The organism is Paenibacillus sp. FSL R7-0179 (genome assembly GCF_038002265.1).
GTDB lineage: Bacteria > Bacillota > Bacilli > Paenibacillales > Paenibacillaceae > Paenibacillus_AQ.
The window spans coordinates 2,122,188-2,138,951 of sequence record NZ_JBBOCC010000002.1 but is presented as its reverse complement, the minus strand read 5'-3'; the positions used below and the strand labels follow the sequence as shown (position 1 = coordinate 2,138,951).

The 16,764-nt window shown below is 53.3% G+C and carries 13 protein-coding genes; 3 read left to right on the top strand and 10 right to left on the bottom strand.

Annotated features, from left to right (window positions below; all coding sequences use genetic code 11):
* The first annotated feature begins 30 nt into the window (after positions 1-30).
* The gene (locus MKX63_RS25640; protein WP_341021133.1) at positions 31-3,015 is read left to right on the top strand and encodes a transglycosylase domain-containing protein; all 2,985 of its coding nucleotides are present in this window, start codon (positions 31-33) and stop codon (positions 3,013-3,015) included.
* 178 nt (positions 3,016-3,193) lie between these two features.
* Here the strand turns inward: MKX63_RS25640 and acsA are convergent, their stop codons facing one another.
* A complete protein-coding gene (acsA, locus tag MKX63_RS25635; protein WP_341021131.1) occupies positions 3,194-4,918 on the bottom strand; it encodes an acetate--CoA ligase in 1,725 nt (574 codons plus the stop codon).
* 160 nt (positions 4,919-5,078) lie between these two features.
* Here acsA and MKX63_RS25630 point away from each other — a divergent pair, with 160 nt between their 5' ends.
* Positions 5,079-5,711 (top strand): GNAT family N-acetyltransferase, encoded by a 633-nt coding sequence (locus tag MKX63_RS25630; RefSeq protein ID WP_341021129.1) that lies wholly within the window; start codon positions 5,079-5,081, stop codon positions 5,709-5,711.
* Positions 5,712-5,732: 21 nt separating this feature from the next.
* On the opposite strand, the gene MKX63_RS25625 is transcribed toward MKX63_RS25630, so the two are convergent.
* The 3 genes from MKX63_RS25625 to MKX63_RS25615 form a co-directional block, all read right to left on the bottom strand.
* On the bottom strand, positions 5,733-6,428 hold the full coding sequence (locus MKX63_RS25625) for a 5'-methylthioadenosine/adenosylhomocysteine nucleosidase (RefSeq protein WP_341021127.1): 696 nt from the start codon (positions 6,426-6,428) through the stop codon (positions 5,733-5,735).
* A 94-nt stretch (positions 6,429-6,522) separates the two neighbouring features.
* Positions 6,523-7,533 (bottom strand): catabolite control protein A, encoded by a 1,011-nt coding sequence (gene ccpA, locus MKX63_RS25620; protein ID WP_036695017.1) that lies wholly within the window; start codon positions 7,531-7,533, stop codon positions 6,523-6,525.
* Positions 7,534-7,851: 318 nt separating this feature from the next.
* On the bottom strand, positions 7,852-8,289 hold the full coding sequence (locus MKX63_RS25615) for a hypothetical protein (protein WP_341021125.1): 438 nt from the start codon (positions 8,287-8,289) through the stop codon (positions 7,852-7,854).
* A 233-nt stretch (positions 8,290-8,522) separates the two neighbouring features.
* Between MKX63_RS25615 and MKX63_RS25610 the strand changes: the two genes are divergently transcribed.
* Positions 8,523-9,047: a type 1 glutamine amidotransferase domain-containing protein gene (locus tag MKX63_RS25610; RefSeq protein WP_341021123.1), complete on the top strand. Its 525-nt coding sequence runs from the start codon at positions 8,523-8,525 to the stop codon at positions 9,045-9,047.
* A gap of 83 nt (positions 9,048-9,130) precedes the next feature.
* Here MKX63_RS25610 and MKX63_RS25605 read toward each other — a convergent pair whose 3' ends face one another.
* From MKX63_RS25605 to MKX63_RS25580, 6 genes are all read right to left on the bottom strand, one after another.
* Positions 9,131-10,534 (bottom strand): DUF4179 domain-containing protein, encoded by a 1,404-nt coding sequence (locus MKX63_RS25605; RefSeq protein ID WP_341021120.1) that lies wholly within the window; start codon positions 10,532-10,534, stop codon positions 9,131-9,133.
* A 1-nt stretch (position 10,535) separates the two neighbouring features.
* The gene (locus tag MKX63_RS25600) at positions 10,536-11,060 is read right to left on the bottom strand and encodes a sigma-70 family RNA polymerase sigma factor (protein WP_341021118.1); all 525 of its coding nucleotides are present in this window, start codon (positions 11,058-11,060) and stop codon (positions 10,536-10,538) included.
* Positions 11,061-11,310: 250 nt separating this feature from the next.
* Positions 11,311-13,077 (bottom strand): phosphoenolpyruvate--protein phosphotransferase, encoded by a 1,767-nt coding sequence (gene ptsP, locus MKX63_RS25595; RefSeq protein ID WP_341021116.1) that lies wholly within the window; start codon positions 13,075-13,077, stop codon positions 11,311-11,313.
* Entirely contained in the window at positions 13,074-14,960 is a 1,887-nt protein-coding gene (locus MKX63_RS25590) for a glucose PTS transporter subunit IIA (protein WP_341021114.1), read from the bottom strand. The genes ptsP and MKX63_RS25590 overlap by 4 nt, the downstream gene beginning before the upstream one ends.
* A gap of 462 nt (positions 14,961-15,422) precedes the next feature.
* Complete coding sequence (locus MKX63_RS25585) at positions 15,423-16,094, bottom strand: hypothetical protein (RefSeq protein ID WP_341021112.1); 672 nt, start codon at positions 16,092-16,094, stop codon at positions 15,423-15,425.
* A gap of 226 nt (positions 16,095-16,320) precedes the next feature.
* Entirely contained in the window at positions 16,321-16,755 is a 435-nt protein-coding gene (locus tag MKX63_RS25580; RefSeq protein WP_341023278.1) for a CoA-binding protein, read from the bottom strand.
* Between the last annotated feature and the right edge of the window lie 9 nt (positions 16,756-16,764).

Here is a 16,764-nt window from a genome sequence, read left to right as displayed (position 1 = left end):
ATAGTTCCGTTAAAAGGAGGATTATCGTCGATGGTTGAGGAGAAGAAAAAGAAGACCGCAAAACAGCGTCCACCGCGCAGATCCTGGCTCCGCAGGTTCGGTTCAGTTGTGAAGTGGATGTTCATACTCGGTATACTCGGCTGCCTGTTCGCCGGCGGCGCTGTAGCCGGCTACGTCACTTCAATAGTGAAGGACGATCCGGTCCGGCCCGAAGAACTAATCCAGCAGCAGGTTGGGCTGAACGCCATTACCGGCTTTGCCTATTTCAGTGACGGACAGCCGATCGGCCAGCTCCGCACAGAAGAAGACCGCAGACTTATTGAATTCAACGATATTCCGCAGCTTGTGATTGATGCCGTTCTCGCTATAGAGGACAATAATTTCTACAATCATAAAGGGGTGGATTTCAGCGGCACCCTGCGGGCCGTCAAGCAAAAGGTACTGAACGAATCCGTTCAGACCGGGGGCAGTACCCTGACCCAGCAGCTTGCACGGCGCGTGTTCCTGAACCTGGACCGCACAGAAGACCGCAAGGTGAAGGAAATCCTGCTGTCCCTGCGGCTGGAACGCTTCTTGTCCAAACAGGAGATTTTAACGGCTTATTTAAATAAGGTTCCTTTCGGGAACGGTTCCAACGGCTATAATGTATTCGGTATCAAAGCTGCCGCCAAAGGCATCTTCGGCCTGGATGATCTGGAGAAGCTGAACGTGGCCCAGGCGGCGTATCTCGCCGGCTTGCCGCAGCTCCCCTCCAAGTATTCCGCGTTCAACGGCGTAGGCGAATTCAACGAGACGGCCTTCGGCCGGGCGATGGACCGCCAGAAGCTGGTCCTACGGCGGATGCTGGAGGAGAACAAAATCACCACTTCCCAGTACGACGAGGCGCTGCTCTTTGACATCAAGAGCTCTCTTGCACCGCATACCAAGAAGGCCTATGCCACCTTCCCTTATCTCATGATGGAGACCGAACGCAAAGCGTCCGAGATCCTGCTGAAGCTGAACCAGGGTACGGCAGACAAGGCGGCCGCTGCGGCCGATTCCGCCCAGCTTCTGGAGGAAGCCCGCCAGCAGCTGATGACCGGCGGTTACCGGGTGTACACCACCATAGACAAGAAAGTGTACAGCGCGATGCACAGCATCTCGGATGACAGCAGTAATTTCACCAAGGACAGCAAGGCCAGAGGCAAAGAACAGACGGCCGGTATGATGATCAACAATAAGACGGGCGCGATTCTCGGCATGATTGAAGGGCGCGATTTCAACATCGAGCAGATGAACTACGCTACCCAGATGGTCCGCCAGCCCGGCTCCACCATGAAGCCGATTGCAGCGTACCTGCCTGCCCTGGATGCAGGGCTCATTCAGCCTGCCGGCATTCTGGATGATGCGCCGATTGTCATGAAGGACGGAGGCAAAGGCTACCACATTCCCAAGAATGCCAACAACCGTTATCAGGGTCTGGTTACCGCCCGATATGCCCTGAACAAATCCCTGAACCTTCCGGCCTTGAAGCTGTTCAATGACAAGGTGGGCATTGAGAAGGCCTGGGCCTTCTCCAAGAAGCTGGGGATTACCACCATCCAAGACAATGACTATAGCGCTCAGACCGGGGTTATCGGGGGTCTGAAGTACGGGGTATCCGTGGAAGAGCTGACCAATGCTTACTCCTCCATCGGTAACGGCGGTGCCTTCAATGATGCTTATATGATCGAGAAGATCGTAGACAGTCAGGGTAAAATCGTCTACCAGCATAAAGTTAACCCGGAGCAGGTCTTCTCCAAGCAGACCGCTTATCTGATGACGGATATGCTGCGCACCGTAATTACTGACGGAACAGCAACTACAGTGAAGAGGAACTACAAGCATTTCAAGGAAGTTCCGATTGTCGGCAAAACCGGTTCCACCCAGAACTATGGGGATGTCTGGTTCATGGGCTATTCCCCGGATGTCACCCTTGGAATTTGGGTGGGCTACAAAGAGCAGGTCAATACCCTTCAGGGGGATACCCAGAAGCGCCAGGCGCAGACTCTGTGGACCAAGGTAATGAATACAGTGATTGATAAACGTCCCGAGCTGTTCACCACGAAGGAATTCGCCCAGCCGGAGGGCATCGTCAAGGCGACAGTCTCGGCATACAGCGGCAAGAAGCCTTCCAAGCTGACGGACAGATTCACAACGGACCTGTTCAACGCGAAGTTTGTTCCCAAGGAGAGCGACGACGGAATCTCCAATGCTAAATATATCACTTATAACGGGGTGAACTACATCCCTCTGGAAGGAACTCCTGAGGATTTCCTGAAGGAGAAGATCGTAGTCAAGCGCGAGAAGCCGATTCAGGAGCTGGTCAAAGAGCTGCTGGCCGCCTTCCCGGCAATGAAATCACATGAATCCCTGGCGTACTACATGCCGCAGGATGCCAAGACCGACTATCCGACCGAGGTCGATCCGCGGGTCGATGACGGAAACGGGCCAAGTGCCCCAGGTGAAGTCATGGTTTCCTACAGTACAGGCAAGGCTGTAGTTACGTTCACTCCAAGCGGTTCGCCTGATGTTGTCGGCTACCGCCTCTACCGTTCCCTGAACGGCGGGTCTTTCCAGAAGCAGGCCGTTCTCGCGGCTGGAGAGAGTACCGTCTTCAGGCCGGGGACTCCGGCAGGCGCTAATGCTACCTTCTATGTGGCTGCTGTTGACGTAGCCGGACATGAGACTGCTTCCGGCAGTGTGGCTGGCGGCATTAAGCCGACACCGGAGCCTACGCCTACTCCGGAACAGACCCCAGGCGCTGAACCGACACCGGACGCCGGAATCATTCCGGACAGTACTGAGGACCCTGGCATGATCATTATTCAGCCGCCTGCCGTTGATGATTCAACTCCTTTAGGCGGTACCAACGCAGCGGGCGGAACCAGCGGCGGGAATGCCGCCGGGAATACCGGCGGGAAGCCTGCAGGCAATGCCAGCGGCAATGCCGGAGGCAGTACCGCCACTAACGCTACAGGCAACTCCGGACGTTAAGCTGGGCAGACAGACTTCAGTTTAAGCTTCAAAAGCCCGTTCCCCGGAATAAGGGGAACGGGCTTTTTTTAAATATAAGAATGTATATGTTTCACACTGTACATTATCCTTCTATTTCTCGCCGAAACGGTACCGTCCTTTAATAGGACGCCAAAGACGTTTCCACTTGTAATTCTGCCTAGTCTTCAATGGTAGATAAATCGCCTGCCGGCAGATGCAGCTCCCAGGCCTTCAGTACACGGCGCATAATTTTACCGGAACGGGTCTTGGGAAGCTTATCCTTGAACTCGATTTCACGCGGTGCTGCATGGGCAGACAGGCCTGCCTTGACAAATGCCGCAATCTCTTCCTTCAGTTCAGCGGTTGGACTGTATCCATCCCGCAGCGAGATGAAAGCCTTGATAATCTCTCCGCGCATGACATCCGGCTTGCCGATTACTCCCGCCTCCGCCACAGCCGGATGCTCCACCAGCTTGCTCTCGACCTCGAAGGGCCCGATCCGCTCCCCGGAGGAATTGATCACATCATCAATCCGGCCCTGGAACCAGAAATAGCCGTCTTCATCCATGTAAGCCGAATCCCCCGAGATATACCATCCGGGAATCCGGAAGTATTCCTCGTACTTAGCCTGGTTATTCCACACCTTGGCCATCATGGACGGCCAGGGGGTGCGGATGGCCAGATTGCCCATGGAATACGGCGGCAGTACGTTGCCGCGGTCATCAAGGATAGCTGCTTCAATCCCCGGCAGCGGCCGGCCCATGGAGCCAGGCTTGATGTCCATTCCGGGATAGTTGCAGATGAGCTGCGCTCCCGTCTCGGTCATCCACCACGTATCATGAATCCGCTGCTGATAGATTTTGTCGCCCCACCGCACAACCTCCGGGTTCAGCGGCTCGCCTACAGACAGTACATGACGCAGACTGCCTAGATCGATCCCCTCCAGAGTCTCCTTGCCAGCTCCCATCAGCATGCGGAACGCCGTAGGCGCACTATACCATACGCTCACCCCGAAGCGCTCAATCGTCTTATACCAATCCAGCGGACTGAATCGGCCTCCCCGGACTACATTGGCTACTCCATTCAGCCAAGGGGCAAATATCCCATAAGAGGTTCCGGTCACCCAACCCGGATCGGCCGTGCACCAGTATACATCGTCCGGCCGCAGATCCAGAACTACCTTGCCTGTATAATAGTGCTGGATCATGGCTCTCTGCACATGGTAGATGCCTTTGGGCTTTCCTGTTGAACCGGAGGTATAATGCATAATCAGACCATCCTCCAGGCTAAGCCATTCCGGTTCCAGCTCGGCAGACGCTTCAGCCATTTCCGCTTCATAGTTCAGTAGCCCTGAATCTTCAGCAGCAGAAGCTCCTACCACAAAGATATGGCGCAGTCCAGGAAGCTGCTCCCGCTTCACCCGTTGCAGCAGCTCAGGTGTGGTTACTAGCGCCACCGCTCCGCTATCCTCCAGACGGTCCTTGACCGCCGTCTCCATGAACGCCTCGAACAGCGGGCCTGCCACTGCTCCCGTCTTCAGAATGCCGAGCAGGCTAAAATACAGCTCCGGGGTACGCGGCATGAAGATGAACACCCGGTCTCCTTTGCCGATTCCGTATTTGCGCAGTACATTACCGAACTTATTCGACCGTTCCCGTAAGTCGGCGAAGGTGTACCGCTCCTCACGCACCGCATCGCTGTAGATCAGTGCTGTAGCAGCCCCACGCCCCTCCTCGACATGACGGTCTATCGCTTCATGTGCCATATTCACCTTGCCGGTCCCATGCCAGGAGAAGCTGCGCTCGACATCCTCCCACCGGAATTCCTCAACTGCCCGGGAATAATCCTCCATATTCGAATGCTGCACCCGGCCCGGTAAAATTTCGCCTTGAACTTGCCCCATTACTCTTGCCTCCCCTACTGGTTTGCTTTAAGCTTTAAGGGTACCCTCTAATTCTATTAATTCCGTCAATGCTCTAAATGTGAATATTCCGTGTCGGAATCAGTATATCACAGGAAGCGGTTACATTCCATATTATAGTGAACCGGAAGGGAGCCCAAGCATGGAGCACCATAAAATCCCTGTATCCCATACCATAGAGCATCAAGGCCGGCTGATTTCTGTCCGTGGACCCTTAACTCCCGAAACGCTTCAGACCTTAAGCATGCACCGCGATCTGGACGCCTTCCGTAAGCCGCAGGAGCAGTTTGAAGCCTTGATCGAGATATCCGGCTTACCTGAAGGGCGTATCGTGGCAGCAGTGGTCTCAGACGTTATCGTGGGCTATGTTACTTTTCATTACCCGGATGAACTGGAGTTATGGTCGCAGGGCGGGATGGAGGATCTGATTGAACTGGGAGCCATCGAAGTAGCTGACGAGTATCGCGGAAGCGGCCTTGCGAAGCTGCTGGTTTCAAGCGCTTTTGAAGAGGGACAGCTGGAGAACTGCATTGTATTCACTACCGAATATTATTGGCACTGGGACCTCAAGGGGAGCGGCCTTAGTGTATGGGAGTACCGCCAGATGATGGAGAAGCTGATGAAGACGGTAGATATGGTGTGGTATGCCACCGATGACCCGGAGATCTGCTCGCATCCGGCCAATTGCCTTATGGTGCGTATGGGCCGGGATGTGCCGCTGTCCTCCCGCGAGACCTTCGACCGGGTGCGCTTCAGACAGCGGTTTATGTATTAATTCAGGCGGCCTGCCTGCAGGTTACATAACCTTAAGCATATGCTCCAGAATGGCATGCGAATGCTGCGAGGCCGTTACGGTGAACTCACTGTAATTCATATGGGCTGAGCCGTCTGCTTTGTCTGACATGGAACGTACGATTACAAAAGGGACCCCGTTCATATAGCAGACCTGGGCGACCGCCGCGCCCTCCATCTCTGCGCAGGCCCCGCCCAGCTGCTCACGCAGCTTAGCTACTGACTCCCTGCTGGCAATGAATTGATCCCCGGACAGCACGATGCCTGTTACAGACTTCTGCCCCAGCTCTTGACAGGCCTCTTCTGCTAACTTCACCAGTAGCGGATCTGCCTGGAAGACAGAGATCTCCTGATACGGAATCACCCCTCTGGCATAACCGAGCGCTGTAACATCCATATCATGCTGAATGCAGGAGGATGAAATAACAATATCCCCGATGTTCAGCTCAGGATGCAGCGCTCCTGCTACTCCTGTGAACAGCACCTGCTCAACGTCGAAGCTGTCCAGCAGAATCTGGGTAGTTACGGCGGCGTTCACCTTCCCTACCCCTGATTTGCAGACCACGGCTGCCTTCCCGAACACTGTCCCTGCATAAAAGGTAATACCAGCCTTCACCGTGGTCTGGCGGTTCTCCATCTCCTCCAGCAGCAGCTTGATTTCTTCATCCATTGCGCCAATCAGACCCAGAACACCGCTCATTTCATATCCCCCTTGAACTTTATGCCCGCAAACATAAAAAGCTCCCGAAGGAGCTTCTTATGAAACCTATATTCACGAGCTAAACATACTAATTTTATTTGTTGACATGGTTGACAGATAGACGAAGAATGGTCTCATGCGGCAAAATAACCCGCGGATTCTCAACCGTCTCCTTCTTCATCAGCTTCGTCAGCAGTCTCATCGCTACAGCACCGAGATCATACATGGGCTGTGCTACAGTAGTGAGGAGCGGACGAACCATCGAAGCCATCCGGATGTTGTCTACACTGATAATCGAGAAGTCATCCGGCACCTTGAGGCCTTCATCCTGGATGCTGTGAATGGCGCCAATCGCCATCTCATCAGTAGCGGCAAAGATAGCCGTCGGCTTCTTCTTCAGACCCAGGAAGTACTTCATAGCTTCGACACCGGATTCGTAACGATAGTTACCGATGCGTACCAGATCCTCCTGATACTCGATACCTGCCGCCTCCAGCGCCTTCTTGTAGCCGTGGAACCGGGCATACCCGTTCGCAGGGTCCTGCAGTGTGCCGCTGATCATGGCGATCTCACGGTGTCCATGGCGGATCAGCGTATTCACTGCATCAAATGCAGCCGTCTCGTGGTCGATATCCACGGATGGATACGTCCCCTTCTCATCGCGGGTCGCACAGAGCACGATAGGCACAGCAGAGGTCTGGAACGCCTGAATATGCTCTTCCGTAACGGTTCCGCCCATGAACAGCAGCCCGTCCACCTGCTTCTCAAGCAGTGTGTTAATGACACGAATCTCTTTCTCTTTGCGCTTGTCAGCGTTGCAGAGAATAATGTTGTAATGATACATATTGGCAATATCTTCAATCCCGCGTGCAATTTCCGCAAAAATCGAGTTTGAGATATCAGGGATAACAACCCCTACGGTTGTCGTTTTCTTGCTGGCGAGACCTCTCGCCACAGCATTCGGACGATAGCCCAAACGCTCAATCGCTTCAAAAACCTTCTTCCGGGTCTGCGGTTTCACGTTGGGGTTATTATTCACAACCCGTGATACCGTAGCCATAGATACGCCTGCTTCTCGAGCTACATCGTAAATGGTTACCGTCAAATTACTCTCTCCATTGCGATAAATTTTATCGTTCGACTAATTAAAATTATGATACGACACTTTGTACAATTGTGCAATGATAACGCTTCATTTTCCTTTCAAAATTTCTTTCAAAGGTTGAAACGCCAGTTCTGGCGCGGCTTTAACGCCTTCCGCCAATTCCTGATTCTCCAATAGCTTCCAGTTGAAAGCCCTTAAAATTTCAATAATTCCGTATGCTTTCTCTATCGTATCAAAAAGCGCGTGAAAAATCCAACATTCGCTGAAAGTTTTTCATTGTTTTTGCAGACTTTTTTTCAAAATGTCAAAAAATGCTCTTTATTTGGCACTTTCTGCCGATTGGGCAGTCAACTGGGAGAGCCGCAGACCGATCTCTTCCATCCACTTCTTGTCGGACAGATCCGCCGCCGTGCGGTATACATCCAGCAGCAGATCAATCCGGCTCTGCATAGCCTTGCGGATAGCCTCCTCCAGTTCCGGCAAGCCGCCGGCAAACAAGCCCGCAGAAAGCGTATCCTTCAGCACACTGGCCCACTCATTGCGGTCCGCAAAGGACAGATGCAGCTTGCCCGCAGGGCGCTCTCCAAGCTCCCGGATCAGCAGACCCAGGTCACGCTTAATCGCCGTCAAGGGCTCATAGCGGGCGCATTGCCCGCAGGTATATACAGGGACCTGAGTAATTTTGATCTTCGCACTATAAATTAGCGTATGCATATGTATGGTCATGACCCCGCCGCAGCCGCAAGACTTCTTCATTAATTGTTCCTTATACATCTCCCACACCTCAGAATGATCTTTTAAAAACGCATAGTATTGGCTTTTCCCTATTCTAGTATTCTACCTCATTCCCCTGAATCCCTGCTAGTTAGCATATCATGTTTTAATTGGTAATAGTTTTAGGATTTTCCATATCGAAATGTGACTTCAACTGTGTCTTTTGATAGAATGACATAGATATCAGGAAGTTAAGCCGAAGGGAGCTGTACAGAATGAGACTATCTGGTAAAAAAGTGATTGCGCTGGTGGACGATGAATTTGAAGATCTTGAGCTGTGGTATCCCGTATACCGCGTCCGCGAGGAAGGGGCCGAGGTTCATTTGGCCGGCCTTGAGAAGGGGAAGACGTATGTCGGCAAATACGGCGTTCCGGCCACTGCTGAATACAGCTGGGACGAGCTGAAGGCAGCCGACTATGACGGCATCCTTGTTCCCGGAGGCTGGGCTCCCGACAAAATCCGCCGGTACAGCGCAGTGCTGAAGCTGGTGCAGGATTTCAATACTGCGAAGAAGCCGATTGGCCAGATCTGCCATGCCGGCTGGGTCTTAATCTCCGCCAAAATTCTTGAAGGTGTAACAGTCACCTCCACACCGGGTATCCGTGATGATATGGAGAACGCCGGGGCTATCTGGAAGGATGAGCCTGTCGTTGTGGACGGCCACATCATCTCCGCACGCCTCCCGCCGGACCTGCCGCCATACGGCAAAGCGTTCTGCGATGCGCTGGCCGGTGAATAACAGGCAGCATGATATCTGATATAAACACAAGCCCTGCCCTGTCGTCTGCAGGATTCAGGGCTTTTTGCCGCTTTTAAAGGGGATTAGCGGATAGAAACGGACAGCTTCTCTTTGATCAGGGCAGGATACGCCTCAATGGTGAACGTCAGCGGCTGCGGATATTTATTACTTCCCAGACCTTTGTAATACATGTGAGGGATTGACTTCGCATTCTCCGGCTCCGTGCGCTGCGGAATATCGATATCAAACTTTTCTGCTGAATGAACTGTACCTGCTCCATCGGTAAATGTTTGCCCCAGCCTAAAGTCATTGTAGATACTGTTGTTCTTTGCCTGAGAATCATATTCCAGCACCATCGTGGAGCCCTTCTCCGTGTTATGAATGGACATTTGCAAATTCTGATCCGGAGCCTTGATAATTTGTTGCTTATCCGTATCAATTACTAATTGGGTTGCCTTCTTATCCAGCGCCAGAATTCCATTGATTTGCAGCTGGAGTGATTGTGCAAGGCGGCTGTCGTTCGCAAATATCAGTGTGCCCCCACTGTCCGTAAAGTCGGCGGCGCGTAAATCCAGATACGTATAGTCACCGCTGCCACCTGCTAAGAAACCCGGTTTGTATATGGAGAAGATCTGTTTGGAGTTCAGCGGGCCGCAGGTATAGTCCAGATAAATGCCGGAGGCGGCCAGATAGACCTCATTGATTTTAATTTTCTGACCGTCTATTTCCAGTGTTTTGTCTACATGTACGGTTTCTCCTGCCTTGGCGAGCTGCTCCCGGTCCAGCGGAAGAGCTACAGACAATTTAGAGAGAGGGCTATCTGCTGAAACTGGAGTGAACTGCTTGTACTTCCCAAGCTCCAGCTCAAACGTAATTTGATCAGGAAGAGCTCCCGCACCACTCTCCCACTGCCTTACTTCATAACCGTAGGTTATACGATTTGGGGAAATTGAGTTCCCCGGCCCCCTGCTTGTATTCAAAGGGTTTGCAGCAGCTCCAGTAAGCTGCATAAGTTCAACTCCGGCATTCTCGCCAGTCTTATTCTGCAATGAGTATAAAATGATAATCCCCTTCTGATCCGCAGCAATTCCATCTACAGTCAGGACAAATCCGTTCTGCTCCGCGGTAACACCAGTGATGCGCTGTACAAGGCCAGCCTCGATTGCCGAAGATACTGTGGAATGTCTTACTGCCAGATTATACTTTTCAAACACCCCATTGCTTGGAAGTAATACTGCCTGATCCGGAGCAGCTCCCTGTGTCTTCAACACCCCGCCTGCCCGGGGAAAAGAGAACAACAGTACTAGTCCAAGTACTGCCGCCGCTGCGGCCAGAGCATAACGCTTCCTAAGTGACATAGAGCTTCTTCTGGAACGCGTTATTCCTCTGCGGATTGCCGTATTCAGCCTCATTTCCGGGACCTCCTCGGCTTCCGCCGACAGACTGTGGTAGTACTCCTTCAGCAGCTCTTCTTCTGTCTTGACCATGCTATAGTCCCCCTTTGATTTTCATCTTGTCGCGCAATTGCTTAAGCCCCTTATTCAGCCAGGTCTTGACCGTTCCTTCCGGCTTGCCCAGCACCTCGGCAATTTCCGTCAGTGTCATATCCCGGTAGTACTTCAGGACAAGCACCTGACGGTACTTCGGCTTCACTGCTTCCAGAGCCCGCTCCATATCCAGCTTACGGTCACTGGTCATCTCCTGCAGTCCAGCGCTTGCCTGTTCCGGCACAGGAGCGGCCAGCCGCTTCCTGCGTTTCAGTTCATCCTTGCAGCAGTTGATCAGAATCCGGGTCAGCCAGGGTGCGAACCGGTCCTCATCCTTCAGGCTCCCGCGCTTGACCCAGGCCCGGTATGTAGTTTCCTGAACCATTTCAAGTGCCTCCGCCTCGCTGCGCAAGTAACTGTACGCAATGCTGTAGAGTATTTTCTTCTGTTCCAGTACCCGGCTGATGAACAGCTGCTCCTGTTCATTCAAGCGGCGCACCTGCTCGCCTTCCCACGTATGTTCCATCGAGGCTTAGTATCCCCCTTCTTTTTTTGACTTCTGTATATACTGACTGTCCAGCAATCCAAACGGTTTTGCTTTTTGGGCGAATGATGCTGTTGCACATGAATTCAGCTGCAATACAGCCGTGGATGATTCGCACCCCTTTACAGCAAAAAGCCCGGTGTGTATGGCCCCTTGACCTTCACCGGACTTTATATCGATGTTCCTGTTCACCTTGTCTTTGTTCCGCTGCTAACATTCGGCCGCAAGAAGGCTATGACGTCTTCTCTTTGGAATCTCCGCCGGCGCCCAGCGGAAATCCGCTCCGACCTACAAAAGCAGTAAGCTGCTCCTCTGTCTCCGAGCTGGTGCGGTTGCGGAAGCAGACCTTCGCAATCTCCCTGGCTTCAGAAGCCAGGGTGTTGAGCGTACGGTGCTTCACCTTCAGCAAGGCTTGCGGCGACATGCTCAGCACACTGATCCCCAGCTCCAGCCAGAGCGGCAGTGAGCGCTCGTCTGCGGCCATCTCGCCGCAGACACTGACATCAATGCCTGCGCTGCGTGCCGCATCCACCGTCATGCGGATCATGCGCAGCACTCCCGGATGGTACGGATGATACATATGGGCGATCTGCTCATTCATCCGGTCCACAGCCAGTACATACTGCACCAGATCATTCGTGCCGATACTGAAGAAGTCCACTTCCTCTGCCAGCAGGTCGGCAATCATCACTGCGGCCGGAACCTCGATCATTATACCTACTTTCATGTCGCGGTTATACGGTACTCCCCGGCTGTCCAGCTCGCTTTTCACCTCGTTCAGCACCGCTTTGGCCGCCTGCAGCTCTTCGACCGAAGAGATCATCGGGAACATCATCCGCACATTGCCGTAATGACTGGCCCGCAGAATGGCTGTAATCTGGGTTTTGAACATATCCTTGCGGTCCAGGCTGATCCGGATGGCCCGGTAGCCAAGAAACGGGTTCTGCTCCTCCGGCAGCTGGAAGTAATCCAGATGCTTGTCTCCCCCGATATCAAGCGTACGGATAACCACGGTCTCCTTGCCGACTTTTTCCGCGACCAGCTTATAGACTTCGAACTGCTCCTCCTCTGTCGGAAAAGAGCTGCGGTCCATGTACAGAAACTCTGTACGGAACAGCCCCACTCCCTCGGCCCCGTATTTCAGCGCCATATTCAGCTCCTTCACGGAACTGATATTGCCGGCCAGCCGCAGAGACACCCCGTCCTTCGTCACCGCTTCCACGGTTGCCAGCAGCTCCAATTGCTCCCGCTTCCGCTGCTGCTTCGCGCGTCTGGTGTTGAAATCAAGCAATGTGGATTCATCCGGATGAATCATGACCGCCCCGGTCTCCCCATCGAGCACCAGCATGTCCCCTGTCTGGATAGGAGTCAGGATCTTGTTCTCCAGGCCCGCCACCAGCGGAATGCCGAGCGCACGGGCCATGATGGAGGAATGCGAGGTTTTGCCGCCCATCATCGTCGCTATGCCCAGCACATACGCCGGATTCAAATGCGCCAGCTGTGAGGGGGACAGCTCCTTCGCTACCAGGATGTACGGCTGGGTATCCGACGGCAGTGTAACCTCAGGCGCACCCAGGAGATGCTTCAGCAGGCGGTTGCCGACATCCTTGATATCCACCGCACGCTCCTTCATATATTCATCGTCGAGCAAATCGAACATCGCCACGAAGTGGTCGATCGCTTCCTTGACCGCCACCTCGGCTGCCTTGTATTGGCGTTCGATAATGCCGCGGATTTCGCTCATGAACACCGGATCATCCAGGATCGCCAGATGGGCATCGAAAATACTCGATTCCTCCGGTCCGACGACCTCGCGGAATTCTTTTTTGATAAACTCGATTTCGTCCTTGGAGGTCCGAATGCCTTCGTACAACCGTTCGAACTCCTTCGCCAGATCCACCGGATTCACCTGGGTGTCCGGCAGACTCCATTCCCAGTTCGGCAGGACAAAGGCCTTCCCGATGGCAACACCTGCTGCGGCGCCTATGCCTTGTATCATGCTTCGATCCCTCCAACATTGCTTTCATGTAGTACCACGGACATGACGGAAGACTGCCCCTTTTTCACGTTTTTGAATGGCGCATAGCTCCAGGATTTGACCCGGTCCGGGTTGGTAATCACCATCGGTGTCGCCAGCGAAGCGGCATGCTCCTTCAAGTAGGCCAGATCAAACTTGACCAGCAGCTGCCCCGGCTCCACACTGTCACCTTCCTGTACAAGCGCCTCAAACGGACCCTTAAGCTGCGAAGTATCGATTCCGATATGCATGAGCACCTCGAGCCCTTCGGGCGTAGCAATGCCCACTGCGTGCATCGTAGGGTATACGTGCATCACTTTGCCGAATACGGGCGAGACCAGCTCTCCCTTTTCCGGGACAAAGGCCACTCCATCTCCGACCAGCTTCGCGGCAAAAATATGATCCGGCACCTCTTCAATCGGCATCATCCGTCCCTGGATCGGCGCACTGAACAGCACCTGCGGCAGATCGCGCAGCATCAGCTTGTCAATCTCCTCACGGATCAGCTCCGAATATGTACCGAAGACGACCTGCACATTGCCCCCGCCCAGCTTGATAATGCCTGCGGAGCCCAGTCCCTTAAGCGCCCCTGTATCTATGAAGCGGTCATTATGCACCGTTAATCTCAGCCGGGTAATGCAGGCCTGAACCTGCACAATATTCTCCTTGCCGCCCAGCGCCTCCAGAATCAGCGGAGCCTGATACGGGATATTGCCCGCCCAGTCGCCCAGCTCAGAACCCTCCTCGCGGCCCGGCGTAGGAATCTGGAACCGGCGGATCGCCCAGCGGAACACGTTATAATAGACAATGCCATAGCCGATCCCGATTGGAATCAGCAGCCAGGCCCGCTGGGACAGATGCATATTGAGGAAGAAGTCGATGGTCCCCGCCGAATAGGAGAAGCCGTGATGAATCCCGAGCGAGTAGGTCAACACCATCGCAAGCCCGGACATGACCACATGCAGCGCAAACAAATACGGCGACGCGAACAGGAAGGCGAATTCAATCTGCTCCGACACGCCGGTCAGAAAGCACACCAATGCTGCACGCAAAAAAGTCTTCTTGATCTTGGGCTTGAGATCCTCGCGCGCTTCCTGAATGATCGCAAAAGCAATTGCGGGCAGGGCGAACATCATGATCGGGAACAGCCCGGCCATGAACACCCCCGCCGTAGGGTCACCGGCAAAAAAGCGCGGCAAATCCCCCTGTACGACTGTACTGCCGTCAGGCGTCGTAAAGGAGCCCAATTGGAACCAGAACACATTATTCAGAATATGGTGCAGGCCAAAGGCCGTCAGTACCCTGTATAGCACCCCGTAGACAAACACTCCATAGCCGCCGGTCACCTGCACTACCCTGAACAGCTCATTGAGCAGCTGCTGCAAGAGCGGAGACACCCCGAGCATGACCCAGGCGAACAGAGCCGAGAATAAGCCCATGAACAGCAAAACAAAACGCGACCCTCCAAAAAACTGGATCGCCTCCGGCAGCTTGATATTCTTAAACCGGTTATGCGCTACACCGGCTACAATCCCAAGGATAATCCCGATTAATGTTGCAGGCTGTACAGCCCCGTCTCCCATGTTGGACACAATCCGGTCATAAGTGAACATCCCTGCGAGTGCGGCCAGTCCGGCCGGTCCGGCCTGATTGGACAACCCCCACGCCACACCGACAGCAAACAAATAAGGCATGAAATAGAATATTCCTTGCCCCGCGTACGTCGTCACTTCGGATACCGAAGAAAGTCCCCATGCAGACCACGGTAAGCTGCCCAGACTCAGCAGGATAGCCGCCGCCGGCAGCACCATGGTAGGAAGCATAATGGCTCTGCCCAACTGCTGCAAAGATCCGAGCCAATTCAAGGCGACCCTCTCCTTTCTTTCTATATTGAATGGTAAGCGTTACAGCAGTTTTTGTCAAAAGAATCTGGGCGTGAACCGGAGGTGAAGCGCGCTACGAAGACGGCACCGTCAGCGCCATCAGCGCCTTTCGCACCCTTCGCACCCTTCGCACCCTTCGCACCCTTCGCACCCTTCGCACCCGCTAAAGTGTAGCATGAGCACAGACAGCCTACCAATAGAGCGGTGATTGTATTTTGTACAACAGATTGGCCGAAATTCCGCTCATATCCACGATCTATTGTATTTCGTACATTAGAATTCTCAGAATTACATCATAACCAACCATAAATCAAAATTCTACTGTATAAAATGCAACAGAAGCTCGAAATCGCGGGTTTTGACTAAATTCTAATGTACAAAATACATTCACACTGGTGCGGCTGCGACTATTCAAAGCCTTTTAACCAATGATGTTCCGTCTTCTCACCAACTCTGATCCTGATGCATTGGCCTCAGTTCATAGGATCTTATCCCTCTTCCGCCAGCGACAGGCTGGAGCAGTCCTTTCTCGCTCAGAGCGCTGAGCAGTTTGTGTGCCGTTCTAAAGTTAATCTCGAAATAATCCGTTACATCCTTAGGACGAAGGGGTCTTCCAATCTGCCAGGCTAAACGTAATACGTCTTTTTCTCCAGACAACAGTTGTGCTCCGGCCACTCTACTCCGCGCCAAAAACGGTGCCAGCGCCAGCTGCAGCAGCATCCGGCACACTTCGGGACGCTGCTGGATGTCGTCGAACGAGAAGTGCAGCATCTTCCAGCCCATCCCGGTCAGGAAGGTGTCCCGGTTCAGCGCATAGTTGAACTTTTCCCGGTCCATATCCTTGATATGGCTCTGATAACCGTCACATTCGATGCCAAAGCGGGTTCCGTTCTGCGGCAGAAAAGCAAAATCCAGAAACTGCGACTTCCGGTTCCAGTCGTACACCTCATATTCAGGGTGCAGATGCTCCAGTGACTCGAATAGCGGCCACCATACATTCTGCAGAAACAGCTTCTCCGCATAGTTATGTCCGCGCAGCAGCCTCCCCCTCCGTTCACCCGTTCTTTCATTCGTATGTGCCTCCATAAAGCTGCTGTGTGCCATTTCAAATTCCATATCTACCTTCCCCCTCCCGGAAAATGCAAAAAAAACGCCCTTCTCCCCTTGTTAATGGAGTAAAGGACGTTCTTCGTCTGTGTAAATCATTTCAATAATTGTTAGCGAGAACTAATCAAGAATACTGCAACCAGGTCTGAGGGACATTTGAAAAAATTAAATCTGGATAGCTTTGACCTACAAGTATATCCGGTATCTGCACACCTGATCATACATGCGAATCGTCTTATCCCCGGCTCCGGCCCTTCATCGTAATCGCTTCCTCCACCTTAATGCAGCGGTCCATGATCGCGATCATATGATTGGCAGCGGCAATGTCCGCCGCCTCTTGACTAATGATCCCTTGCTGCAGCCAAAGCACACGTGCGCCGATATCAGCAGCCTCCTGCGCAACAGCCGCGCAGTATTCACTGCGGCGGAATACATTCACAATATCCACCGGCTCCGGAATCTCCGCCAGCGTATGGTAGCATTTCTCGCCCAGGATCTCCCCGTCCACTGACGGGTTGACCGGAATGATCCGGTAGCCCCGGCTCTGCATAGCCCCTGCAACCATATATGAGGTGCGGTCAGTTTTGTCGGATAGGCCAACAACAGCGATATTGCCTGCCGCAGCCAGAATCTCGCCGATCTCTTCCCTGCTAGGGTTCTCAAAGCTCATGTGTGTATT